This window comes from Cryobacterium sp. AP23, assembly GCF_054075385.1.
In genome coordinates this window covers 2,250,080-2,272,742 of sequence record NZ_CM133415.1, presented here as the reverse complement: position 1 = coordinate 2,272,742, position 22,663 = coordinate 2,250,080, and the positions used below count along the sequence as shown (strand labels likewise).

Annotated in this window: 24 protein-coding genes; 13 read left to right on the top strand and 11 right to left on the bottom strand. The window is 70.0% G+C overall.

The window, feature by feature from the left end; genetic code table 11:
* Positions 1-41: 41 nt before the first annotated feature.
* The gene (pyrE, locus tag ACU5E9_RS10745) at positions 42-590 is read left to right on the top strand and encodes an orotate phosphoribosyltransferase (RefSeq protein WP_456809905.1); all 549 of its coding nucleotides are present in this window, start codon (positions 42-44) and stop codon (positions 588-590) included.
* Positions 590-2,737, top strand: coding sequence for a hypothetical protein (locus ACU5E9_RS10740; protein WP_456809904.1), 2,148 nt, complete (start codon positions 590-592; stop codon positions 2,735-2,737). Before pyrE ends, ACU5E9_RS10740 begins: the two co-directional genes overlap by 1 nt.
* A gap of 77 nt (positions 2,738-2,814) precedes the next feature.
* Here ACU5E9_RS10740 and ACU5E9_RS10735 read toward each other — a convergent pair whose 3' ends face one another.
* The 5 genes from ACU5E9_RS10735 to ACU5E9_RS10715 form a co-directional block, all read right to left on the bottom strand.
* On the bottom strand, positions 2,815-3,615 hold the full coding sequence (locus tag ACU5E9_RS10735) for an HAD-IIA family hydrolase (protein WP_456809903.1): 801 nt from the start codon (positions 3,613-3,615) through the stop codon (positions 2,815-2,817).
* 74 nt (positions 3,616-3,689) lie between these two features.
* Positions 3,690-4,334, bottom strand: coding sequence for a metal-dependent transcriptional regulator (locus ACU5E9_RS10730; protein WP_456809902.1), 645 nt, complete (start codon positions 4,332-4,334; stop codon positions 3,690-3,692).
* A 25-nt stretch (positions 4,335-4,359) separates the two neighbouring features.
* Positions 4,360-5,643, bottom strand: coding sequence for an Nramp family divalent metal transporter (locus ACU5E9_RS10725; RefSeq protein WP_456809901.1), 1,284 nt, complete (start codon positions 5,641-5,643; stop codon positions 4,360-4,362).
* Between the two features lie 58 nt (positions 5,644-5,701).
* Complete coding sequence (locus ACU5E9_RS10720; RefSeq protein ID WP_456809900.1) at positions 5,702-5,995, bottom strand: DUF7882 family protein; 294 nt, start codon at positions 5,993-5,995, stop codon at positions 5,702-5,704.
* A 79-nt stretch (positions 5,996-6,074) separates the two neighbouring features.
* Positions 6,075-6,764 (bottom strand): DedA family protein, encoded by a 690-nt coding sequence (locus tag ACU5E9_RS10715; protein WP_456809899.1) that lies wholly within the window; start codon positions 6,762-6,764, stop codon positions 6,075-6,077.
* Between the two features lie 164 nt (positions 6,765-6,928).
* Between ACU5E9_RS10715 and ACU5E9_RS10710 the strand changes: the two genes are divergently transcribed.
* Both ACU5E9_RS10710 and ACU5E9_RS10705 read left to right on the top strand, forming a co-directional pair.
* Entirely contained in the window at positions 6,929-7,558 is a 630-nt protein-coding gene (locus ACU5E9_RS10710; RefSeq protein WP_456809898.1) for a TrmH family RNA methyltransferase, read from the top strand.
* 33 nt (positions 7,559-7,591) lie between these two features.
* Positions 7,592-7,966 carry a DUF4440 domain-containing protein gene (locus tag ACU5E9_RS10705; RefSeq protein ID WP_456809897.1) on the top strand — a complete coding sequence of 125 codons (375 nt, stop codon included), beginning with the start codon at positions 7,592-7,594 and terminating at the stop codon, positions 7,964-7,966.
* On the opposite strand, the gene ACU5E9_RS10700 is transcribed toward ACU5E9_RS10705, so the two are convergent.
* From ACU5E9_RS10700 to ACU5E9_RS10690, 3 genes are all read right to left on the bottom strand, one after another.
* Complete coding sequence (locus ACU5E9_RS10700) at positions 7,963-8,631, bottom strand: cation transporter (RefSeq protein ID WP_456809896.1); 669 nt, start codon at positions 8,629-8,631, stop codon at positions 7,963-7,965. The genes ACU5E9_RS10705 and ACU5E9_RS10700 overlap by 4 nt on opposite strands.
* Before the next feature lie 5 nt (positions 8,632-8,636).
* Entirely contained in the window at positions 8,637-8,990 is a 354-nt protein-coding gene (gene cmtR, locus ACU5E9_RS10695) for a Cd(II)/Pb(II)-sensing metalloregulatory transcriptional regulator CmtR (protein WP_456809895.1), read from the bottom strand.
* 74 nt (positions 8,991-9,064) lie between these two features.
* Entirely contained in the window at positions 9,065-9,538 is a 474-nt protein-coding gene (locus tag ACU5E9_RS10690) for a hypothetical protein (RefSeq protein WP_456809894.1), read from the bottom strand.
* Between the two features lie 154 nt (positions 9,539-9,692).
* Here ACU5E9_RS10690 and ACU5E9_RS10685 point away from each other — a divergent pair, with 154 nt between their 5' ends.
* The 3 genes from ACU5E9_RS10685 to ACU5E9_RS10675 all read left to right on the top strand — a co-directional run bounded on the left by ACU5E9_RS10685 (position 9,693) and on the right by ACU5E9_RS10675 (position 13,366).
* Positions 9,693-10,271 carry a TetR/AcrR family transcriptional regulator gene (locus ACU5E9_RS10685; protein ID WP_456809893.1) on the top strand — a complete coding sequence of 193 codons (579 nt, stop codon included), beginning with the start codon at positions 9,693-9,695 and terminating at the stop codon, positions 10,269-10,271.
* Positions 10,272-10,284: 13 nt separating this feature from the next.
* A complete protein-coding gene (locus tag ACU5E9_RS10680) occupies positions 10,285-11,949 on the top strand; it encodes an MDR family MFS transporter (RefSeq protein ID WP_456809892.1) in 1,665 nt (554 codons plus the stop codon).
* Between the two features lie 205 nt (positions 11,950-12,154).
* A complete protein-coding gene (locus ACU5E9_RS10675; RefSeq protein ID WP_456809891.1) occupies positions 12,155-13,366 on the top strand; it encodes an NAD(P)-dependent malic enzyme in 1,212 nt (403 codons plus the stop codon).
* A gap of 23 nt (positions 13,367-13,389) precedes the next feature.
* Here the strand turns inward: ACU5E9_RS10675 and ACU5E9_RS10670 are convergent, their stop codons facing one another.
* The 3 genes from ACU5E9_RS10670 to ACU5E9_RS10660 form a co-directional block, all read right to left on the bottom strand.
* The gene (locus tag ACU5E9_RS10670) at positions 13,390-14,436 is read right to left on the bottom strand and encodes a Y-family DNA polymerase (protein WP_456809890.1); all 1,047 of its coding nucleotides are present in this window, start codon (positions 14,434-14,436) and stop codon (positions 13,390-13,392) included.
* Positions 14,437-14,588: 152 nt separating this feature from the next.
* Positions 14,589-17,183 carry a YhgE/Pip family protein gene (locus ACU5E9_RS10665; RefSeq protein ID WP_456809889.1) on the bottom strand — a complete coding sequence of 865 codons (2,595 nt, stop codon included), beginning with the start codon at positions 17,181-17,183 and terminating at the stop codon, positions 14,589-14,591.
* A gap of 11 nt (positions 17,184-17,194) precedes the next feature.
* Positions 17,195-17,806, bottom strand: a complete 612-nt coding sequence (locus ACU5E9_RS10660; protein ID WP_456809888.1) for a hypothetical protein — start codon at positions 17,804-17,806, stop codon at positions 17,195-17,197.
* A 127-nt stretch (positions 17,807-17,933) separates the two neighbouring features.
* Between ACU5E9_RS10660 and ACU5E9_RS10655 the strand changes: the two genes are divergently transcribed.
* The 6 genes from ACU5E9_RS10655 (at position 17,934) to ACU5E9_RS10630 (ending at position 22,653) form a co-directional block, all read left to right on the top strand.
* Positions 17,934-18,515, top strand: a complete 582-nt coding sequence (locus ACU5E9_RS10655; protein ID WP_456809887.1) for a TetR/AcrR family transcriptional regulator — start codon at positions 17,934-17,936, stop codon at positions 18,513-18,515.
* 10 nt (positions 18,516-18,525) lie between these two features.
* Positions 18,526-18,951, top strand: a complete 426-nt coding sequence (locus ACU5E9_RS10650; RefSeq protein WP_456809886.1) for a hypothetical protein — start codon at positions 18,526-18,528, stop codon at positions 18,949-18,951.
* 109 nt (positions 18,952-19,060) lie between these two features.
* Positions 19,061-19,576, top strand: a complete 516-nt coding sequence (locus ACU5E9_RS10645) for a DUF3151 domain-containing protein (RefSeq protein WP_456809885.1) — start codon at positions 19,061-19,063, stop codon at positions 19,574-19,576.
* A 3-nt stretch (positions 19,577-19,579) separates the two neighbouring features.
* On the top strand, positions 19,580-20,866 hold the full coding sequence (locus tag ACU5E9_RS10640) for an adenylosuccinate synthase (protein WP_456809884.1): 1,287 nt from the start codon (positions 19,580-19,582) through the stop codon (positions 20,864-20,866).
* 88 nt (positions 20,867-20,954) lie between these two features.
* Positions 20,955-21,620, top strand: coding sequence for a GNAT family N-acetyltransferase (locus ACU5E9_RS10635; RefSeq protein WP_456809883.1), 666 nt, complete (start codon positions 20,955-20,957; stop codon positions 21,618-21,620).
* Positions 21,621-21,711: 91 nt separating this feature from the next.
* On the top strand, positions 21,712-22,653 hold the full coding sequence (locus ACU5E9_RS10630; RefSeq protein WP_456809882.1) for a DMT family transporter: 942 nt from the start codon (positions 21,712-21,714) through the stop codon (positions 22,651-22,653).
* Positions 22,654-22,663 lie beyond the last annotated feature (10 nt).

Sequence of the window (22,663 nt, the reverse complement as noted above, 5' to 3'; positions counted from 1 at the left end):
GGCGCGGGACTCCCGGCGGGCAAGTGGCCTAAAGTGGGTTTGTGACGGATACACGCAAGCAGCTCATCGACCACATCTCGGCCGAGGCCGTCTTCCACGGTGACTTCACCCTCACCAGTGGGAAGAAGGCCACGTACTACGTGGACCTCCGCAAGGTCAGCCTCGACCACCGGGTCGCCCCGCTGATCGGCCAGGTCATGATCGACCTCATCAAGGACATCCCGGATGTCGTGGCCGTCGGCGGCATGACCATGGGCGCCGACCCCGTCGCCACCGCGATCCTGCACCAGGGCGCCGCTCGCGGCCTGGCCTACGACGCCTTCGTCGTACGCAAGGAGCCCAAGGATCACGGTCGCGGCCGTCAGGTGGAGGGCCCCGACCTCGCCGGCAAGCGGGTCATCGTGCTCGAAGACACCTCCACCACCGGTGGATCGCCGCTGGCGGCCATCGAGGCCCTGCTCAAGGTCGGCGCCATCATCGCCGGCGTCGCCGTGGTCGTGGACCGCAGCACGGGCGCGCGCGAGGTCATCGAGGCCGCCGGGTACCCGTACTACGCCGCCATCGGACTCGAGGACCTGGGACTGAGCTGATGCCCGACCAGCGCGACGGACACGACGAGGACGAACTCGGCATCGACTGGCTGGCCGCTCAGCTCGACGAGGCCGACGACGAGGCCGATGACGCCGCTGAGACAACCGATTCGGACGCGGCCACGCCCGCGGCTGACGCGGATGCCGAGCCTGAGCCGGACCCGACTGTCGCCCTGCCGGTCATCCCACCGGGTGCGCCCGCGGCGTCCGCCCGCGAATTGCGCTTCTCGAGCACGCCGCCGGCCGAGCCGGTCGATGCCGCTCCCGAGCCGGCACCGGCCGAGACGTTCCCCACTCGCGCCGAACGAGTCGAAGCCGAACGGGCCGAAGCCGACCGGATCGAGGCCGAGCGGGTCGACGCCGAACGCGTGATCGCCATCCGCGCGGCTGCCGAGCGTGCCGCCGCCGAGCGGGTCGCCGACGAGCGAGCCGCCGTGCAGCGAGCCGAATCCGGGCGGGCCGAGGTAGCGCGCGTCGAAGCCGAGCGCGTCGCCGCCGAACGGGCCGAAGCCGACCGCATCGCCGCAGAACAGGCCGCCGTCGAGCGGGCCGAAGCCGACCGCGTCGCTGCCCAGCACGCCGAAGCCCGGCGTGCTGCGGCCGAGCGCGTTGACGCCGAACGCGCCGCAACCGAGCAGGCCGAATCCGAGCGGGTTGCTGCGCCCACCGACGAGGCGCCGGAGCGCACCCCGTCAGCGGATGAACCCGAACCCAGCGGTTTCCGCTGGGGCCTGACGCCGACCACCGAGCCCGATCCGGTCGTCGAGGCGCGCCAGGCGAAGGACAAGGCGGCCCGAGCGTCCACCGTGTCCGCCGCTGCGGCTGCGACTGCGGCTGCGGCCACCGAGCCTGCGGCGCCCAAGCCCGCCGCAGAGCCAGACTCGTCGCCGGTCGCAGCGCCCACATCGTCCTCCGAGCCCACCCCGGCTCGGTCAGCAGAGCCCTCCGTTACGCCCGCGGCCGCCGGGGCAGCGGTGCCGCCGCCCGTCTCGGCCACGACGGTTCCACCCGAACCCACCGAGCCCCTCACCAAGGCGCCCTTCTCGGCCCGGCGTCCCCAGGCCGACCCGGATGCGGCCCCCTGGTGGACCACCCCGGCCCAGGCCAGGCTCGTGCGCACCGAAGACGAAGAATCCGCCGCCGTAGGCCGTGCCACCGCACCCAACCCCCTGGGCAGCACCCCGCGCCCGGCCGGTTCGGCGGGGTCGGCCACGGACGAACTCGGCGCCACCGCTCCGATGTCCGGTCCCCGGGGCCGGACCGCGTCCGTCTCCGCCCCGGCTGCTGCTGCCGCTGCTGCTGCCGTTCCCGTCTCGGCCGCCGCTCCCGCCGACACCCCTCCCGCCGACGCTACGTCCGCCGACGCTACGCCAGCTGACGCGTCGCCCGCGGACGCTTCGGCCTCCGCGACCCCGGTTTCCGCGGCTGCCACGGCGGCGGTGACACCCCTGGCCGGGGTCGGCGCCGTATCCGGGTCGAGCCCGTCCACGTCGCGTACGCCACCGCCCGAACCCGCCGGCTCCGATTCCGGCCGCGCCGGCTCCACCGCGGGCACAGCTGCCGGAGGCCCGCCCCGTCGCCCGAGCACGCGCACCCTGATCTGGGCCGGCGCGGCTGTGCTCGCCGTGCTCGTGATCATCGGGCTCTTCTTCCTCGGCCAGCGCCTGAACGCCCCGCCGGCGGCCGCGCCCGTCGCCACCGAGTCGGAGTCGGCGGCGGCAACGCCCACCGCCACGGCCGAGCCGACGCCACCGCCCACCGCGCCGCAGCCGGCCGGCGTGCACGCCTGGGACACCATGTTCGGCTCCGAATGCCTCGAGCCGTACGCCTCACCGTGGGACGAGGAGTTCACCGTCGTCGACTGTGCAGCCCCGCACACCGCCCAGCTGGTCTACCGCGGCATCCTCGAGGGCGAGAGCGGTTCACCGTTCCCCGGCGAGGAGGCCTTCGCCGAGCAGATCAACGTGCTGTGCAGCGCGCCCGGCGTGATCGACTTCGCCGCGGCCGGCGCCTACGACGACCTGCAACTGCAGGGCAGCTACCCGGTCACGGCCGAGCAGTGGGACGCCGGCGACCGGTACTTCTACTGCTTCGCCAGCCGCTCGTCCGGCGAACCGCTCACCACCAGCCTGGCCCCGGCCGCCTGACCGCGCCCGGGCACATCCGCCCCAGGTACACCGAAAGCCGGGCCCCAGGGCCCGGCTTTCGGTGCATAGGCTGCGGGTCAGATCTCGTCGGACTCGATCGGTTCTGCGGAGAGCAACTGGTGCACGCCGTCGAGGATCTCGTCGGGGCGGAACGGGTAACGGGCGATCTCGGCCTTGTCGCTGATCCCGGTGAGCACCAGCACGGTGTGCAGGCCCGCCTCGATGCCGGCGACGATGTCGGTGTCCATCCGATCACCGATCATGCCGGTGTTCTCCGAGTGCGCGCCGATGCGGTTCATCGCCGAGCGGAACATCATCGGGTTCGGCTTGCCCACCACGTACGGTTCCATCCCGGTGGCCTTGGTGATGAGGGCGGCGATCGCACCGGTAGCCGGCATGGGGCCCTCGGCGCTCGGGCCGGTGGCATCCGGGTTGGTCACGATGAACCGCGCGCCCTTGAGCAGCAGGCGGATGGCCTTGGTGATGGCCTCGAACGAGTAGTTGCGGGTCTCGCCCACCACCACGTAGTCGGGGTTGGTCTCGGTCATGATGAAGCCGGCCTCGTGTAGCGCCGTGGTCAGGCCGACCTCGCCGATCACGAACGCCGTGCCGCCGGGGCTCTGCTGCTTGAGGAAGTCGGCCGTCGCCAGCGCGGACGTCCAGATCCGCTCCTCCGGAACGTTCAGCCCCGAGGAACGCAACCGGGCGGACAGGTCGCGCGGCGTGAAGATGGAGTTGTTGGTCAGCACCAGGAAGGGTGTGCCCGCATCGGTCCACTGTTGCAGCAGTTCGGCGGCGCCGGGCAGCGCCTGGTTCTCGTGCACCAGCACGCCGTCCATGTCGGTGAGCCAGCATTCAATCTCGTCACGGGTTCTCATGCCCCCCACACTATCGAAGGGGGATTTACGGCCGACACTGGCCGGGCGCACTGATGTACCGGCAGTGGGCAGGGTCAGCTGGTGAGCCAGACCGACGCCGCGACTTCGGGCGTGAACGGATGCGGTGCGCCGGCGGGCAGTCGCACGGTGCCGGCGTCGATGACGGTGAGGCTGCTGCCCGGCCCGATCCCCGCCTCGGCGAGGCTGCGGAGGATGGCCGGGTCCCGGTCGCTCACCCGCAACACGGTTCCGGTGTGACCGGTGGCGGCATCCGCCAGCAGCACGGCCGGCACCCGGGCGGTGGAGCCGTCGGCGGCGGGGATGAGGTCGCCGTGCGGATCGCTGGTCGGGCGGCCCAGGTGCGTGTCGATGGCCTCGAGTAGCCGGTCGGAAATGGAGTGTTCGAGCACCTCGGCCTCGTCGTGCACTTCGTCCCAGGTGTACCCGAGCTCGCGGACCAGCCAAGTCTCGATCAAACGGTGCCGGCGCACCACCGCGGTGGCGCGCAGCCGTCCCGCGGCGGTGAGGGTGAGCGGGCCGTACGGCACGTGGGCGATGAACCCGCCCGCGGCGAGCTTCTTCACCATCTCGGTCACCGACGACGGGGCGATGCCCAGGCGGTCGGCGAGCACCTTGGGCGTGATCGGTTCCGGCTGCCACTCGGTGTGCGCATAGATCGTCTTGAGGTAGTCCTCGGCGGCGGGAGTGGTCGGTTTCATGGCGTCTTCAGGCTACCCGTCCGGATCACGGTGCGGAGAAAACGAGCACCAGGAGCACGGCGTTCAAGGTCACCAGCAGCACTGCGGCGATGCCGCCGGCGACGGTGGTGAACCAGCGGTTGGCGAACTCGCCGAGCAGGCCCTTCTGAGCGGTGAGCCAGACCAGCGGGATCAGGGCGAAGGGGATGCCGAACGACAGCACGACCTGGCTGAGCACGAGGGCTTGGGTGGGGTCGAAGCCCGTTCCCAGGATCAGCAGCGCCGGGATCAGCGTGACCAGGCGGCGCAGCAACAGCGGCACCCGCAGCTTGAGCAGCCCGTGCATGATCTCGGCGCCGGCGTACGCGCCGACCGAGGTGGAGGCCAGGCCGGAGGCGAGCAGGCCCACCGCGAACACCGTGGCGACCACCGGTCCCAGCGTCGACTGCAGGGCCGCATAGGCACCCTCGAGGGAGTCGGTGCCCGGCACGCCCTGCAGCGCGGAGGCCGCGAGCAAGAGGATGGCGAGGTTGACGGTGCCGGCGATGGCCATGGCGATCGTGACATCCCACTTGGTCGCCCAGAGCAGCCGCTTCGTCGCGGCGGGGCCCTCCTGCATCGGGAACCTGTCCCGGGTGAGCGCCGAGTGGGCGTAGATGGCGTGCGGCATGATCGTGGCACCGAGGATGGAGGCGGCCAGTAGCACGGAGTCGGTGCCCTGGAAACGCGGCACGAGGCCGTCGACGACGGAACCCGCATCCGGCGGTGCGAAGAAGACCCCGGCGGCGAAGCCCACCGTGATGATGAGCAGCAGCGCCACGATGACCCGCTCGAAGACCCGCGGGCCGCGTCGGGTCTGCACCGTGAGCACGAGCATCGAGATGACGCCGGTGATGACCCCGCCGGCCAGCAGCGGCAGCCCGAAAAGCAGGTTGAGGGCCACGGCGCCGCCGATGATTTCGGCGAGGTCGGTGGCCATGGCCACGAGTTCGGCCTGGATCCAGTACAGCCGGCGTGAGGTCGGGCGGCGTAACCGTACCCCGAGCACCTCCGGCAGGCTCGTGCCGGTGACGATGCCGAGCTTGGCCGAGAGGTACTGGATCAGCCAGGCCATCAGGTTGCCGGCCACGACCACCCATACCAACAGGTAGCCGTAGCGGGCGCCGGCGGTCATGTTGCTGGCCACGTTGCCCGGGTCGAGGTACGCCACCCCGGCCACCAGGGCGGGGCCGAGCAACCACAGCAGGCGGGTGGAGGCCACCCCGCCGAGCGCCGGCGGGGGAGTCGGCTCGGAGATGGTCGCGGCATCCGTCGGTTTGGATTGAGGCATGCCGAAATCCTACTGATTATTTAGGGATACCGAAACCCCGTTACCGAGCGTCGGCGGTTCAGCCGTCGACCTGGAGCACGAGGCCGCCGGGACTGTTCGCCTCGGCGAACAGGTCGTTGATCCGGTCCCTGTCCAGGACCGGCACGCGAGCGGTGCGGTAGCGGAACTGCAGCGAGATGCCCGGTGTCACCCAGATGGTGCTGCGGCTACCACCGGCATGGGCCGGGTCGCCCCAGCTGAGGTAGAAGGACTGCTGTAGCCGGAGCTTGGCCCCGATCACGGCCTGCAGGTGCGCGAGGGTGTCATCGTCCACGAGCACGGTCAGCGAGGAGTCATAGATGAACCGCCCCATCGCTACGTCCCCCCGGTCGTGTGATGGTGTGACTCTACCGAGCTTGGTGCTGCGGTATTAGCCCCAGTGTGGGGCGAACCTACTCGCGCACGTCCTCGGGCAGTTCCACCGCGACAACGGGGCCGTTGCCCCGGTTACGCAGGGTTTCGCGCCCGGCTTTGTAGAGCTCGGACAGGATCGGGATGCCGGAGAGCAGCACGATGCCGATGATGAAGTACTCGGAGTAGCGCGCGACGAAGTCGATCTGGCCGAGCAGGAAGCCCACCAGGGTGAGGCCGACGCCCCAGCCGAACGCGCCGATCAGGTTGAACATGACGAAGGTGCGGTAGCTCATCTTGCCGACACCGGCGGCCAGGGGCACGAACGCGCGGAACACGGGCAGGAACCGGGCGATGATCACGGCCTTGCCGCCGTGCTTCGCGAAGAACGCGTTGGTGCGTTCGACGTTCTTCGGGTTGAAGAACCGGTTCTGCTCCCTGGCGAACACTGCCGGTCCGGCCTTCCGGCCGATGCCGTAGGCCAGCTGGTCGCCGGCGAACGCGGCGACGAAGATGATCGCGCAGGTGACGAAGATGGGGAACGGAACGTCGCCGGTGGCCGTGAGCAGGCCCACCGTGAAGAGCAGCGAGTCGCCCGGCAGGAAGGACAGCACGATGAAGCCGGTCTCGACGAAGACCACGGCGGCGACGCCCAGCAGCACGAACGAGCCGAACCAGCCGATCAGCCACTCGGAGTCGAGGAAGTCGATTCCAAAGAGTGTGGGTTGCATGGCGGTTACCTTCCGGTCGGGGTCATGAATACGGTCTCGATCGGATGGTGCCGGCGGGATGGCAGCGCGAACTGCCCAGGCGCCGGCTGATGCGCACCCTGCGCACAAGGGTAGCGAACCGGATATGAACGGAAGCTGGGTGCGGGCCGGGATACGGTTGTTCAGTGCCAGAACCGCTGAACCCCACGCCAGAACTGTCCACCAACGGGGTCGGCCCGTGGGTGGGCGAGTGGCCGGACGAGCCGTACTACGACCGTGAGCTGCTCGAACGCGGCGACACCCGCAACGTGATCGACCGGTACCGGTACTGGAGCATGGCGGCGATCGTCGCCGACCTCGACGAGAAGCGCAACCCGTTCCACGTGGCCATCGAGAACTGGCAGCACGACATGAACATCGGGTCCATCGTGCGCAGTGCCAACGCCTTCGGCGCCGACACCGTGCACATCATCGGCCGGAAGCGCTGGAACAAGCGCGGCGCGATGGTGACCGACCGGTACCAGCACGTGCTGCACCATCCGGATGTGGCCACGTTCGTGGAGTGGGCCCGCACCGAGAACCTGCCCATCATCGCCATCGACAACCTGCCCGGCAGCGTGATCATGGAGACCTTCGCCTTCCCCGAACGGTGCGTGCTGCTCTTCGGCCAGGAGGGCCCAGGCCTCTCCCCGGAGGCCGTGTCCGCCGGCGATGCCCTCGTGGAGATCAGCCAGTTCGGCTCGACCCGATCGATGAACGCCTCCGCGGCGGCCGCGGTCACGATGCACGCCTGGATCCTGCAGCACCGATTCTGACCGCTTCGGCCCGGCGAGGTCTAGCGTGGAGTCATGACTGTGATCACCGACGATCTCCCTGCCAGACTCCTGCACGAAGCCCACGAGGGCTGGCGTGCCATCCTCGCCGGCAAGGGCGGTGACTACTACCAACGCACCATGACCGGGGATGCCCTGCTCATCCTGCCGGGCAAGGTCCTCGGACGTGACCAGGTGCGCGCCGCGTTCAAGGCCGCCGCGCCGCTCGACCGCTACGAGCTGCACGAACCGGCCGTCATCCGCCTCGGCGAGCATGCCGGTGTGCTGGTCTACCGGTCGCTGGCCTGGCACGGCGACACGGCCACCGAGCTGCAGATGTCCACCACCTACCTGTTCGACGAGAGCAACGGCGGCTGGTGCATCGCCGCACACCAGGAGTCCGCGGTCTAGCCGTGCGTGCCCGTCTCGGCCTCCCGCTCGCCGGTGAGCGCAGAGACGGGCACGGTGCAGGCGTCACCCTTCCAGGCTTCGAGGCCTTCCTTCACGGCGAAGGCCGCGATCACGAGGGCCGCGATCGAGTCCGCCCACGCCCAGCCCAGCAGCGAGTTGAGCAGCAGCCCGGCCAGCAGGGCCGCGGACAGGTAGCTGCAGAGCAGGGTCTGCTTCGAATCGGCGACGGCGGATGCCGACCCCAGTTCCCGGCCGGTGCGCCGCTCGGCCCAGCTGAGTACCGGCATGACAACCAGGCTGACCGCGGCCAGGATGATGCCGACCGGGCTGTGCTCGGCCGCGCGCACGCCGGACAGCGACAGCGCGGCATCCACACTCACGTACGCGGCCAGCGCGAAGAACGACACCGCGATCACCCGCAGCGCGACCCGCTCGCGGTCCTCGGGGTCCGGCGCCGCGAATTGCCACGCGATCGCCGCCGCCGACAGGACCTCAACGATGGAATCGAGGCCGAATCCCACCAGCGCGGCGGACGACGCGACGCTGCCCGCCGCCAGCGCGATGACCGCCTCGATCACGTTGTAGCCGATCGTTCCGGCGACGATCAGCCGGATGCGGCGCTGCAGCACCAGGCGACGGGCCGGCTCGAGCGTGGCGGTCGTCATCGCCGTCACGCTCCCGTGCCGCAGCAGAGCGGTACGTCGCAGCTCGGGTCGGTGCACGGCGCTCCGTCGTCGACCGCCAGCACCACCTCGACGAGGGATGCGAGCGCCCGGGCCAGATGCGGGTCGGCGATCTCGTAACGGGTCTGCCGGCCTTCCGGCACTGCGGCCACGAGGCCGCACCCACGCAGGCAGCTCAGGTGGTTTGACACGTTGGACCGGGTGAGGTCCAGTGAGCGCGCGAGCTGGGCGGGGTAGCCGGGTGCCTCGAGCAGGCTCAGCAGAATGCGGGACCGGTTCGGGTCGGCCATCGCGCGGCCGAGGCGGTTGACGACGTCGAGGGAGGAGGCAATAGTCAGCACTCACTGACCATACAGCCAAGGCTGACCATTCGACCAGTGCTGGATGGGACGGGCGGGGCTGGCCGGCACCCCGCTTATCCGGCCAGGAGCTGCGAAAGGGTGTTGACGGCGAACGCCATCACCACCACGCCGACCAGGAGGTCGGTCCACGTCGCGAGCGCCTCCTTGGCGTTCTTGTTCCGCTTGGGAACGTGCAAAATGCCCGCGATCAGAAGGAAGGTGCCTCCGGCGATACCCGCGGGAAGCGCCCACCCGGGAACGAGCGCGAGGAGGCCGGCGAGTCCCATGCCGATGTTGGCCATACCGAGTTCGCGTCCGAGTTGCTGTGCCTGAACGCTGGGAGCCGTCGCGCCGAGAATTGCCGCGGTCGGCCCCGCGCCGGAGGCCTGCGCGATGCCGGCGACAAGAAGTCGGGTGCCGACGCCCCAGAACACCCACCACATGCCGAACACCGGAACCGGGTCGCCGCCGAGCACGACCAGCTCAAGGCAGCCGGCGACGATGGGCAGCACGATTGTCTGGGCGATAACCACGGTGAAGTAGCCCACCTGCCCGCCTTCCATTCGGTCTGGCCCGACAGCAGCACAGTAGCGAGAGTCACGCTCTGCGGCGACGGTGGATCAACACTTGCACTTGGAGTTAAATAGTGCAAAACTGCACTCTATGTCCGAAAGTGCAACTATCACACGCGTTGAGCGACGGATGCGCAAGACGGCGTCCAGCCTCACCTCGGTGTCGCGCCGTCTCACCGCCGAGCGCGGCCTCGCCGGATTCACGATCGAAGAGGTCTGCGCCGAGGTGGACGTCTCCCGGCGCACCTTCTTCAACTACTTCGCCAGCAAGGAAGATGCCGTCATCGGGGAGAACTCCGACAACGAGTTCGAGGTCCTCGCCGACGCCTTCATGGCGGGAACCCCCGGCGACTGGTCCCGCGTGTTGCAGGACCTGATCGAATTCGCCATCACCCACATCGAATCCGGCGACATGGACCCCGCCGCGCACACCGATTTCATGGCGGCCCTTGAACGGGAGCCCCGCCTGATGACTCGGTTCATCGGCGTGACCAGGGACCGTGAACGCCAGATTCGCGGCCTCATCGCTCAACGCGAGGGTGTGAGCGATGACGACCCCCGCGCCGCGGCCGTCGTCAGCGTCCTGGCCACGCTCATGCAGTCATCCGTCCAGCGTTTCGTCGACCCGGCGAACACCCAAAACTTCTCCACAATTCTGCTGACCTCACTCGCGGCGTTCCGCACAGTGCTGGCCGTACCCACCTCCTGAAAGGCAACCCACCGTGACCATCACCACCGAGGCGCCGCTCCTCCTCACCAAACGGCGAATCTGGATCATCTTCGGCGCTCTGATCGCCGGCATGCTTCTGTCCAGCCTCGACCAGACCATCGTGTCGACCGCGATGCCCACCATCGTGGGCCAGCTCGGCGGCGTCGAGCACCAGGTCTGGCTCACCACCGCGTACCTGCTCGCGACCACGATCGTGATGCCCGTCTACGGCAAGTTCGGTGACGTCCTCGGCCGGCGCAACCTGTTCCTCATCGCGATCGCGCTGTTCACCATCGCCTCGGTCGGCTGTGCCTTTGCCGGCGACTTCACCCAGCTCATCGCCTGGCGCGCCGTGCAGGGCCTCGGTGGTGGTGGACTGATGATCCTCTCCCAGGCGATCATCGCCGACATCGTGCCCGCCTCGGAGCGCGGCAAGTACCTCGGCCCGCTCGGCGCCGTGTTCGGCCTCTCCGCCGTCGGCGGCCCCCTTCTCGGCGGCTACTTCGTCGACCACCTCACCTGGCAGTGGGCGTTCTACATCAACATCCCCGTCGGCATCATCGCCTTCGCCATCGCCTGGTTCACCCTCAAGCTGCCCAGCAAGAAGGCCACCCAGCCCATCGACATCCTCGGTGTGGTGCTCCTCTCGGCGTTCACGACCTGCCTGATCTTCTTCACCGACTTCGGCGGCGACAACGCCCACGGCTGGGACGCCATGGAAACCTGGCTCTTCGGCGCCGGGATGCTCCTCGCCGCGATCCTCTTCGTGATCGTCGAGGCCCGGGCGAAGGACCCGATCATCCCGCTGCAGCTTTTCAAGAACCCGACCTTCGTCAACGCGACCCTGATCGGGCTCACCCTGGGCCTGGGCATGTTCTCGGCGATCGGCTTCGTGCCCACCTTCCTGCAGATGTCCTCCGGCACCTCGGCCGCCGCATCCGGCCTGCTCATGCTGCCGATGATGGCCGGCCTGATCGGCACCTCGATCATCTCGGGTATCGCCATCACCAAGACCGGCAAGTACAAGATGTTCCCGATCCTCGGCACCATCCTCACCGCCCTGGCCATGGTCGCGATGACCACGCTCAGCGCCGAGACGCCGATCTGGCTCATCTGCGTGTTCCTGTTCGTCTTCGGCGCCGGCCTCGGCCTGATCATGCAGGTCGTCGTCCTGGTGGCCCAGAACTCGGTCAACCCGTCGATGATCGGCACCGCGACCAGCACGAACAACTACTTCCGCGAGGTCGGCGCATCACTGGGCGTCGCGGTGTTCGGCACCATCTTCACCACGCGGCTCACCGAGAACCTCACCGAGGTCTTCGCCGGCGCCGGCGCCAGCGCCTCTGAGGCTGCCAGCGCCACGGCAAGCATCGACCCGCAGACCCTGAACGCGCTGCCCGACGCCGTGCGCGACGGCATTGTCGTCGCCTACGCGGATGCGCTGGCGCCGGTGTTCTGGTTCCTGCTGCCGTTCATCGGCATCGCGTTCCTGCTCTCGCTGTTCCTCAAGCAGATCCCGCTCTCGGATGTGGCCGGCATGGTCGCCCGCGGCGAGGCCGTCGGCGGAGCGGAGGCCGAGGCCCTCGAAGCCGCGCACCACGGGCACCCCACCGCCCAGCCGGCGCCCGGTGACCCGGCGCACAACACGACGCCCGCGGAAGAACCCCTCCCGCGCTAGCGCCCCGTCCCCACATCCCGCGAGCCGTGAGAAAAGCACCCAAATTTCGCGATTTGGGGTGCTGTCCTCACGGCTCGCGGACGTGTCGGGTGGGTCTATGGTCCCGTTCGTTCGGCTCGAGGTGGCCGTAGCCTGAGTCCAGGCCGGTCTCGGGTTCCCGGGAAGATGTGCGGCTTCCGTTGTCTCGACCGCGAAGGCTCGTTCCATGCCGCTGCCCACTGCCGCCCTGCCCACCGTCGCCCCCACGATCGCCCCCGCCGACGTCGCCACCGATGTCGGCAGCGTCGTGACCACCGACGAGATCTTCGCCGCCCACGCGGGCGGCAAGTTGCGCATCGACCTGGCCCGGCCCATCGAGACCCGGCGTGACCTGGCGATCGTCTACACCCCCGGCGTGGCCGAGGTCAGCCGGGCCATCCACAACGATGCCGCCGTCGCCGCCACGCACACCTGGGCAAGTCGCCTGGTCGCCGTGGTCAGCGACGGCACCGCCGTCCTCGGCCTCGGCGACATCGGCCCGGCTGCAGCCCTGCCGGTGATGGAGGGCAAGTCGGCCCTGTTCCAGCGCTTCGGCGGGTTGAACTCCATCCCGCTGGTGCTCGACACCACGGATGTCGACGAGATCGTCGAGACCCTGGTGCGTCTGCAGCACAGCTTCGGCGCCGTCAACCTCGAAGACGTGTCGGCGCCGCGCTGCTTCGAGCTCGAGGCCAAGCTCATCGAGGCCCTCGACATGCCCGTCATGCACGACGACCAGCACGGCACCGCCGTGGTGGTGCTGGCCGCGATCACCAACGGCGCCAAGGTGCTCGGCCGCGAACTGGCAAGCCTCCGCGTGGTCGTCTCCGGCGCCGGAGCGGCGGGCATCGCGATCGCCGCGCTGCTGCTGGAGGTGGGCATCGCGGATGTCGTGCTGCTGGACTCCCGAGGCATCCTCAGCGGCCACCGGATCGACCTCACCGGGGTGAAGGCCGCGTTCGCCGCGACCAGCAACCCGCGCCAGGTCGACGGCGGCCCGGCCCAGGCGCTGGCGGGAGCGGATGTCTTCATCGGCGTCTCCTCCAGCACGGTGGACGAGGACCTGCTCGCCACGATGTCGGCCGACGCGATGATCTTCGCGCTGTCCAACCCCGACCCGGAGGTGGCCCCCGACGTGGCCGCCCAGTACGCCAGGATCGTCGCCACCGGGCGGAGCGACTACCCCAACCAGATCAACAACGTGCTCGCGTTCCCCGGCATCTTCCGCGGCGCGCTGGATGCCGGCGCCCGCCGCATCACCACCGCCATGAAGATCGCCGCGGCACTGGCCATCGCCGATCTCGTCGGCGACGACCTCGCGGCCGACCACATCATCCCGAGCCCCTTCGATGAACGCGTGGCCTCCGCCGTGGCCGCCGCGGTGATAGCCGCCGTATAGCCCGGTGCGGCCTGCCGAACGGGTCAGAACAGGGTGTGCTGAACCCGGTCGAGGGGGAGCAGGCCCGTGAGGGTGACCCGGAGGCCGGCCAGTCTGGGTACGGTCTCGTCGGCGAGCAGGTCGCCGGCGATGGCGAGCCAGGTGTCCCGTTCGGCGGTCGCCGCCACCAGGGTGCGCTTGTGCACGACGGCCTTGCCGCCGGCCTCAGGTCGCAGGGTGAGCGTGATGCCGGTGCCCGCCAGCCCGGCTCGCTCGGCACGGTGGCAGAGCCGCTCCACGCACGCCTGGGCCAGCTCGGTGGGCGACCGGTCGGGCCGCGCGTATCCAGCGGTGGACCCCTCGGCGGCCAGGGAGGAGCGTTGTTCGACGGTGCGCACGACCGCATCGTCGGTGCCTTCCCGAATCCGCCATAACCGCCGGGCCATCGCCGTTCCGCACACGTACTGCAACTCGTTGCGTGGCACCCCGTCGATGTGCGCGAGCTTCGTCACACCGAGCCGGGCGAGCCGTTGCAGCGTCGTCGCGCCGATTCCCCACACTTGGTCGATCGGCAGGTTGTCGCGCAGGTGCGCCTCTTCGCCGGCCTCGATCACGTAGAGACCGTCCGGCTTGGCCCGGCGGGAAGCGAGTTTGGCCATCAGCTTTGTCCTTCCCACGCCGACGCTGACGGTGATGCCGAGCTCCCGCGCCACCCAGCCGCGCAGCGCGTGCCCGGCCGCAATCGCGCCGGCCCAGTCGGATGCGCCGACGTCCAGGAACGCCTCCTCGACCGACCCGGGCTCGACAGCCCGGGCGGCCGAATGGAAGATGTCGAAGAGGGCGTCGCCCACCTCTTCCACCTCCGCACGCGGCAGGTCGATCAGGACGAGGTCCGGGCACTGCCGCAGCGCATCCTGCGCCAGTGTGCCGGAGCGCACGCCGAGCGCCCGCGCCGGATAGTTCGCGCTGGCGATGAATACGTGGGCCACGACGGCGACGGGCGTGTCAACGAGCTCGGGCCGGGACCGCAGTGCGACGGCCGCGAAAAACGCGTCAGCGTCGACGTGCAGCACGGGGCTTCCGTGCGGCATGGGGCGTGCATTCGGGCTCGGTTCAGACACATTGAAAATAGTACACGCGTTCGAATGTCTCAAATAAGGAAAGAGTGAGTTTTCAAGGATGCTTGTGGCAATTGCGTCCTCGAAAACTCACTATCTCCTTATAAACAGGCGGCCACGAGCGGCTACCCGATCAGGCTGGGCTTGAGGTCGCGCAGGGTGCGGAAGTGCGTCATCCGCACCACCCCGATCGCGGCCAGGGCGAGCGCCCCGGTCAGCCAGAGCAGCAGCACGCCGGCATCGTTGAGCGCGGTGGCCGGGTTGCCGCCGTACATCAGCTGGCGGATGCCGTCGACGGCGTAGCTCATCGGCACCACATGGTGCAGGAACGCCAGCGGCGCCGGTAGGGTCTGCCAGGGGAAGGTGCCGCCGGCGGTGACCAGCTGCAGCACCATCAGCACCAGGCCGACGAACTGGCCCACGCTGCCCAGCCACACGTTCAGCGCCAGGATGATCGCGGCGAACGTCATCGCGGCCAGGCCCATCATGGCGTAGGTGCCGACCGGGTTGTGCACCTCGAAGTGCAGCACGCCGGTGAGGATGCCGAACAGGGCGGCCATCTGCAACAGGCCCAGGATGCCCGGGGTGAGCCAGCCGGCCAGGGTGATCTTCAGCGGCGAGTGCAGCGCGGTGATGGCGCGGCGGGAGACCGGCTTGACGATCAGGAACAGGGCGTAGATGCCGATCCAGCCGGCCAGGCTGGCGAAGAACGGGGCGAGGCCCGCTCCGTAGGTGCCGGCGGAGGTGACGGCCGCGGTCTTGAGGTCGACCGGGTCGGCGATGGTGGAGCCCTGCAGGTCGATGGTGGCGGCATCCGTGTCGGGGATGCTGTCGACGCCGTCGGTCAGGCCGTCGCGGAGCGTGCCCGCGCCGTCCTGCAGGCCGACCAGGCCGTCGCTGAGCGACGACGCGCCCGTGGCGAGGGCCTCGGCGCCGGTCAGGGCGGAGGTCGCGCCCGTGCTCAGGGCGGCGGCCCCGTCGGCCGCGGAGGCGGCGCCCGTGCTCAGGGTGGCGGCGCCGGCGGCGGTCTGGCTGGCGCCGTCGGCCAGGGTGCCGGCCCCGGTGTTGGCGTCGTTGGCTCCCGCGGCGAGGGCGGATGCCCCGGTGGCGGTCTGGCTGGCGCCGTCGGCGACCTGGGCGGCCCCGGTCGCGGCGCTGCTCGCGCCCTCCGCGAGGGTCTGGGTGCCCTCGGCGGCCGTGGCCAGCGAATCGGCCAGGGTGGTGGCTCCGGCCGCGGTCTGGCCGGCGCCCTCGGCGAGGGTGGCGGCGCCGGTGGACGCGGTGGCAGCGCCATCGGCCGCGGCGGCGGCCCCGGCGGCGAGGCTTTCGGCGCCGGCGGCGGCCGAGCTGGCGCCGTCGGCGACCCCGGTCGCTCCCGTGGCCAGGGCGGCACTGCCCTCGGCGAGCACGCCGATGCCGCTCGAAGCGGTGGTGAACGCCGTGGTGGCGTTCTGCACGGCGGTGTCGAGCGGGTCGAGTGCGGCCACGGCGGCCGTGATCTCGTCGTCGGTCAGTCCGGCAGCGCTGAGCTGGTCGGTCAGGTTGGTCCTGGCGGTGTCCAGCGCGGCGGACGCCCCGGAGAGCACCGTGCCGGCGCCGTCGGCCGCGGTGGCCAGGCCGGCGTTGCCGTCCGCCACCTGCTGCGCGGCCGCGGCCACCTGGGCGGCTCCGGCCGAGAGGGTCGTGGTGCCGGCGGAGAGGTCGGCGGCCCCGGTGGAGACCTGCGCGGTTCCGTCGGCGAGCTGGGCGGTGCCGTCGGAGAGGGCCGTGGCTCCGGCGGAGACCTGCCCGGCGCCGGTGGCCAGGGCGGCTGCCCCGTCGGAGAGCTTGCTGGTGCCGTCCGCGACGGCGGTGGCTCCGTCGGCGACCTGGCTGGTTCCGTCGGCGACCTGCCCCGCCCCGGTGGCGAGGGTTCCGGTGCCGTCGGAGAGCGCGTCGGCCCCGGTGGCGAGCGAGCCGGTGCCCGCGGCGAGGGCGGCGGCGCCGTCGGAGACCTGGCTGGTGCCGTCGGCCAGCTGGCTGGCGCCGGTGGCGAGCTGCCCGGTGCCGTCCGCGAGGGTGCCGGCTCCGTCGGCGAGTTGCCCGCTGCCGTCGGCGAGCTGGTTCGCGCCGTCGGCGAGGCTGCTGCCGCCGTCCGCGGCGGTGGTGGCGCCATCCGTGAGCTGGCCGGCCCCGTCGGCGGCGTCGACCAGGCTCGAGCGGATGTCGGACAGGCCGATCAGCAGGGTGTCCGCGGCCTGCTCGTTCACCCGGGCGACGATGGCCTCACGGATGCTCTGCGCGGCCTGGCTGCCGATGGTGGAGGCGAGGTAGCTGTTGGTGTCGTTCGTGGTGAGGGTGATGGTGGCCTGGTGCGGGTCGTCCGACGAGGACGAGGCGATCGAGCTGGAAAAGTCGGTGGGGATCGTCACGCTGAAGTCATAGGTGGCGTCGGCGACGCCGGACGCGGCAGTGGCGGCCGTGACGGTGTGCCAGTCGAAGGTGCCGTCGTCGATGAGCTGCTCGGCGACATCCGCCCCGTAGTTGGTGGCCTCACCGTCGTACTCGGCGCCGGTGTCGGCCACGACGAGGGCCACGGGCACCCGGTCCAGCCCGGCGTACGGGTCCTGGTTGGCCCAGAGGTAGAGGCCGCCGTAGAGCACGGGCACAAGCATGAGCGCCACGAGGGCGACCCTGGACATGGTGGTGGCGGTCAGGCGCGCGAGCTCCGCGCGGATCATGGCGAAGATCTTCACAGGTCGGCTCCGGAGCGGTCGAGGTTGTTGATGGCGTGGGCGGATGCGTCGCCGGCGATGACGAGCACGGCGTAGCCGCGCACGGCGAGGTCGCCGGCGATCTGCCACCAGCCCAGCGGGTCGCCGCCGTGCCGGTCGGGGGAGGTGAGCACGATGCCGCGCACGTCGTCGCGCAGCACGGCCAGCTCGGTGAGCAGGCGGATGCGCGAATCGGGGGCGAGGTCGGCCATGTTGGCGCGGGACTGGTCGGTCAGGCCGAGCTCGTCAAGCACCACCGCGACGGCGCGGCGGTGGCCGAGCCGCCCGGCGAACATGAGTTCCTCCGAGACGACCTCCGCGACGGTGACGTCGGCCGCGGGTTCGGAGACGCCGAGGGCGTCGACGAGGGCGAGGTAGCGGCGGAGGCCGGCGTAGTCGGTGTGGCCGTCGAGCGTGACGGTGCCGGAATCCGGCCGCATCCGGCCGGACGCGATGAGGCCGAGCACGGTGGGGCGCCGTTCGGTCTCGGCCCGGGCCAGGGTGACGGCGCCGGACTCGAATTCGAGCGAGGTGAGGGGGAGGGCCGAATCCTTCGGGCCCTTGGTGACGTTGCTGAGCGTGATGCGCATGCGGCTGCCTTCGGTGAGGTGGGGCGGCTCCCGGGAGCCGGACGGTGCGTCCGGGCGGCGTGCTCCATTGCAGCGGGTGCCGAAGCACAACTATACTGACTAGTCAGTACAGAATCAAGGAGTCGGCATGACACGGGTGACCGGAACGAAGCGGCTGATTTTCGACGCCGCCCTGCAACTGGCCGGTGAGCGCGGCATCACCGGCACGACCATGGACGACGTGGCCGAACGGGCCGGGGTGGCCAAGGGCAGCCTGTATTACAACTTCGCCTCCAAGGACAAGCTGTTCGAGGGGCTGCTCCAGGAGGGCATGAGCGCCCTGACCGAGGCACTGCAGGAGGCCCGCCGGGGCAAGACGGGCACTGCGGCCCTCGAGGCGCTGGTCACCACCCTGCTCGGTCGGATCGCCTCGAACACCGCCCTGGCCAAGGTCATCGCCGGTGACATCTTCCGCACCGACCGGGCCTGGCGGGAGACCTCGTTCGCCTTCCGGCACGAAGCCCTCGCCGAGTTCGCCGCGGCCATCGACGAGGCCGTGCCGGAGGCATCCGCGAACGGCGCCACCGCCCTGATGGCCAGCAGCGTCTTCGGTGCAGCCCTCGTCGCCGGCCTGGAGTGGCTGCTCTTCGATCCCGACCGCCCCCAGCAGGAGGTGGTCGGCGCCATCCTGTTCACCTTTTCCGGCCGGCTGGCGCCTGCCAACCACTAGGCTCCGAGACATGAGCGCACTCGAACCGTCCGGACCGAACGACGCCGTCCTGCCCAGTGGATGGGCGCCCGCCGGCCAGGAGCCCGTGCTCGTGCAGTTCGGCGACATCAACATCTCCGAACACTGGCTGATCACCCCGGCCGGCACCGCGCCGCTCCGCGGCACCCAGATCTTCGTCACCGACATGACCCGGGAGGAACGCGTCATCCCGGCCTGGGCGATCGTGTTCGCCGTCATCGGCTTTTTCTTCTTCTTCCTCGGCCTGCTCTTCCTCCTGGTGAAGGAGACCCGCACCAGCGGGTTCATGCAGGTCTCCGTGACGAACGGCGCCTTCACCTACCAGTCCGCCGAGCTGACCCGCGGCGACCGCACCCACCAGCTCTACGAACTGCAGAACCGGGCCAACTACGCCCGCGGGGTCATCGCCAGGGCCTGACCCCCGCTAGCCGAGACCGGGGCCCCGAAAAAGTGCCCGGATGCGGGCTCAACTCACGGCTCGGACGGCTAGGCGGGAGTCTCGGAGACGGGTCGCGGTAGGATCGAGTGTGACCGGCGCCAATTTGCTTGACCAGCCCGAGACCCTCCTACCCGCGGAACCGGAGGTGACCGAGGCGCTCAACCGAACCGCGACGCAGGATATTGCCACCGTTGTGGCGGCGCATCCGACCTCGTCCCTTGCCTGGGCGACGCTCGCCGATGCCACCCACGCCCAGGGTCGTCTGCTGGAGGCCTACGCCTATGCCCGGGTGGGCTACCACCGCGGCCTGGACGCACTGCGCAAGGCCGGCTGGCGCGGGCAGGGCCCGATCCCGTGGTCGCACGAACCCAACCGGGGCGTGCTGCGCGCGCTCTTCGCCCTCCGCCGCGCCGCGGCCGAGATCGGCGAGACCGACGAGTACGAGCGCCTGACCGCGTTCCTCGACGGCGCCGACTCCACTGTCATCACCCGGCTGCGTTCGAGCCAGGCAGAGACCCAGATCTTCCCGGCGGTTCCGCCCGTCTCACCCGGCGTCGACCCGGCCCCGCCGACCGCCGCCTTCTTTATCCAAGGAGAAAACTAAGCCATGCCAGCCATCGTTCTGATCGGCGCCCAGTGGGGCGACGAAGGTAAGGGCAAGGCCACCGACCTCCTCGGCAGCCGCGTCGACTACGTCGTCAAGTTCAACGGCGGCAACAACGCCGGCCACACCGTGGTCGTCGGCAACGAGAAGTACGCGTTGCACCTGCTGCCCTCCGGCATCCTCACCCCCGGCGTCACCCCGGTGATCGCCAACGGCGTCGTCGTCGACATCGAGGTGCTCTTCGAGGAACTCGACGCGCTCACCTCACGCGGCGTCGACGTGTCCAAGCTCCGTGTCAGCGCCAACGCGCACGTGATCACCCAGTACCACCGCACCATGGACAAGGTCACGGAGCGGTTCCTGGGCAAGCGCCAGATCGGCACCACCGGTCGCGGCATCGGCCCGACCTACGCCGACAAGATCAACCGCGTCGGCATCCGCATCCAGGACCTGTTCGACGAGAACATCCTCCGCCAGAAGGTGGAAGGCGCGCTCGGCCAGAAGAACCACATGCTGGTCAAGGTCTACAACCGCCGCGCCATCACAGTCGACGAGATCGTCGACGACCTGCTCAGCTACGCCGAACGCCTGCGCCCGATGGTCGCCGACACCGCGCTGCTGCTGCATCAGGCGCTCACGGCCGGCAAGACCGTCCTGTTCGAGGGCGGCCAGGCCACGATGCTGGATGTCGACCACGGCACCTACCCGTTCGTCACGTCCTCGAACGCCACGTCCGGCGGCGCGGTGACCGGTTCCGGCATCGGCCCGAACCGGATCGACCGCATCATCGCCGTCGTCAAGGCGTACACCACCCGTGTCGGCGCCGGCCCGTTCCCCACCGAACTGTTCGACGACTCCGGCGAGTTCCTGCGCGCCAAGGGCTTCGAGTTCGGCACCACCACCGGCCGCCCGCGCCGCTGTGGCTGGTACGACGCCCCGATCGCCCGCTACACGGCCCGCATCAACGGTGTCACCGACTTCGTGCTGACCAAGCTCGACGTGCTCACGGGCCTGGACACCATCCCGGTCTGCGTCGCGTACGAGGTCGACGGGGTGCGCTTCGACGAGGTGCCCGTCTCGCAGTCCGACTTCCACCACGCCAAGCCCGTCTACGAGGAATTCCCCGGCTGGACCGAGGACATCACCCACGTGCGCACCTTCGAAGACCTGCCCAAGAACGCGCAGGACTACGTCCTCGCGCTCGAGGACATGAGCGGTGCCCGCATCTCCGCGATCGGGGTCGGCCCGGACCGTGAAGCGATCTTGACGCGTCACGACCTCATCGACTAACTTCGCAGCACTAAGAACCGTGAGCTGGGCCCCGAAAACGTCGAGTTTTCGGGGCCTACGTCACGGTTCGGCAGAGAGGACCGACCACGTGAGTGCGCACCTTCCCGACGCGAAGCTGATGACCGGGCGTTTCGTGAGCCTTGAGCGGCTCAGCCGTGCCCACCTGCCGGAGCTGCACCGGGCGATCGCGCATCCGGCAGTGTTCGCCGGCGGCTACGGCGGCGGCCCGCACGGGTTGCCGGCCGACCTCGACACCTTCATCGCCTTCGCCGAGAAGTACTACCAGTGGGATGCGCTGCCCTACGCCGTGCGGGTGGTCTCCGGCCCGCACGCCGGCGACCTGGTCGGCACCTCCACCCTGGGCGACATCGACCTGCCCAACGAGGCGCTGCACCTGGGCTGGACCGCGTACGCCCCGCAGGTGTGGGGCACCGCGGTGAACCCGGAGACCAAGCTGCTGATGCTCGGCGCTGCCTTCGACCACGGCTTCGGCCGGGTCAAGATCCAGTCCGACGTGCTCAACTCCCGCTCCCGTGCGGCGATCCTCGGCATCGGCGCGCAATTCGAGGGCATCAACCGTCGGGTGCAACGCCGGGCCGACGGCTCCTGGCGCGACACCGCGGTGTACTCGGTGCTCGCCGACGAGTGGCCCGTCGTGGAGGCCGGCCTGCACAAGCGCCTCGACGGCTACCTCGGCAAACCGCTCACCTACAGCGACCCGCGCACCGCGCGCACCCGGGTTACCCCCGGCTGATTCCGGTCATCCGTCCGCGATTTTCAGACATCGCGGTCGCGGTGGCCCCGGCCGCCCGCAGTGCCCGCCGCCGGTGGGCTAGGGTCGGCTGGTGAGTGAGATTTCCAGCCCCAGAAGCCCCCGAGTCGTCCTGCAATTCCTCGGGATGGGCGTGGTCTGGGGTGCCAGCTTCCTCTTCATGAAAATCGCCCTCGACGGCGTCAGCTTCGGCCAGGTCGCCTGGTCCCGCCTGGTGCTCGGCGGGCTCACCCTCGGCCTGATCGTGCTGGCCACCCGGCCGCGGGTGAACAACGGTCCGGTGCTGCCACGGGAGGGCATCGTCTGGGTGCACTTCCTGGTGATCGCGCTCACCGGATGCGCCATCCCGCACCTGCTGTTCGCCTGGGCGGAGCAGTACGTGTCGTCGAGCCTGGCCAGCATCTACAACGCCGTCACGCCGATCATGACGGCGCTGATGGTCACCGCCGTGTTCCGGGTCGAAAAGCTCGCCCGCGACCAGGTGATCGGCGTGCTGATCGGCATCATGGGCGTGGTCGTGATCATCGCGCCGTGGCAGTACTCCGAACTGACCGGTGACCTCTGGGGGCAGCTCGCCTGCCTGGGCGCGGCGCTCTGCTACGGCTTCACCTTCGGGTACACCCGCAAGTACCTCAGCGGCCGGCCCATCGCCGGCACCACGTTCGCGTTCCTCAACATCGGCCTGGCCGGCGTCGTGATGCTGGTGCTCACGCCGGTGCTGGCCTGGCAGCCGGTGGCCCTGAGCGTGCCGATCGTGCTCAGCCTGCTCACCCTCGGGGTGCTCGGGACCGGGTTCGCCTACATCTGGCACATCAACGTGCTGCGCGCCTGGGGGCCGACGACGACGTCGACGGTCACCTACGTCACCCCGGTGGTCGGTGTGGTGCTCGGGGTGCTCGTGCTCGCCGAGACCTTCTCCTGGCACGAGCCCGTCGGCGCACTGCTGGTGCTGCTGGGCATCCTGCTCACCCAGAAGCGCCTGCGCCTGCCCGTGGCGCTGCCCCGCACCGCCTGAGCACAACTCC

Coding starts and splice junctions, on each gene's coding strand:
- ACU5E9_RS10660 (WP_456809888.1), bottom strand. CDS start 17,806: ATGCGCATCACGCTCAGCAACGTCACCAAGGGCCCGAAGGATTCGGCC.
- ACU5E9_RS10730 (WP_456809902.1), bottom strand. CDS start 4,334: ATGAAACCGACCACTCCCGCCGCCGAGGACTACCTCAAGACGATCTAT.
- ACU5E9_RS10740 (WP_456809904.1), top strand. CDS start 590: ATGCCCGACCAGCGCGACGGACACGACGAGGACGAACTCGGCATCGAC.
- ACU5E9_RS10705 (WP_456809897.1), top strand. CDS start 7,592: ATGACTGTGATCACCGACGATCTCCCTGCCAGACTCCTGCACGAAGCC.
- ACU5E9_RS10670 (WP_456809890.1), bottom strand. CDS start 14,436: ATGCCGCACGGAAGCCCCGTGCTGCACGTCGACGCTGACGCGTTTTTC.
- ACU5E9_RS10720 (WP_456809900.1), bottom strand. CDS start 5,995: ATGGGGCGGTTCATCTATGACTCCTCGCTGACCGTGCTCGTGGACGAT.
- ACU5E9_RS10700 (WP_456809896.1), bottom strand. CDS start 8,631: ATGACGACCGCCACGCTCGAGCCGGCCCGTCGCCTGGTGCTGCAGCGC.
- ACU5E9_RS10675 (WP_456809891.1), top strand. CDS start 12,155: ATGCCGCTGCCCACTGCCGCCCTGCCCACCGTCGCCCCCACGATCGCC.
- ACU5E9_RS10655 (WP_456809887.1), top strand. CDS start 17,934: ATGACACGGGTGACCGGAACGAAGCGGCTGATTTTCGACGCCGCCCTG.
- ACU5E9_RS10715 (WP_456809899.1), bottom strand. CDS start 6,764: ATGCAACCCACACTCTTTGGAATCGACTTCCTCGACTCCGAGTGGCTG.
- ACU5E9_RS10650 (WP_456809886.1), top strand. CDS start 18,526: ATGAGCGCACTCGAACCGTCCGGACCGAACGACGCCGTCCTGCCCAGT.
- ACU5E9_RS10735 (WP_456809903.1), bottom strand. CDS start 3,615: ATGAGAACCCGTGACGAGATTGAATGCTGGCTCACCGACATGGACGGC.
- ACU5E9_RS10725 (WP_456809901.1), bottom strand. CDS start 5,643: ATGCCTCAATCCAAACCGACGGATGCCGCGACCATCTCCGAGCCGACT.
- ACU5E9_RS10665 (WP_456809889.1), bottom strand. CDS start 17,183: ATGATCCGCGCGGAGCTCGCGCGCCTGACCGCCACCACCATGTCCAGG.
- ACU5E9_RS10640 (WP_456809884.1), top strand. CDS start 19,580: ATGCCAGCCATCGTTCTGATCGGCGCCCAGTGGGGCGACGAAGGTAAG.
- ACU5E9_RS10685 (WP_456809893.1), top strand. CDS start 9,693: ATGCGCAAGACGGCGTCCAGCCTCACCTCGGTGTCGCGCCGTCTCACC.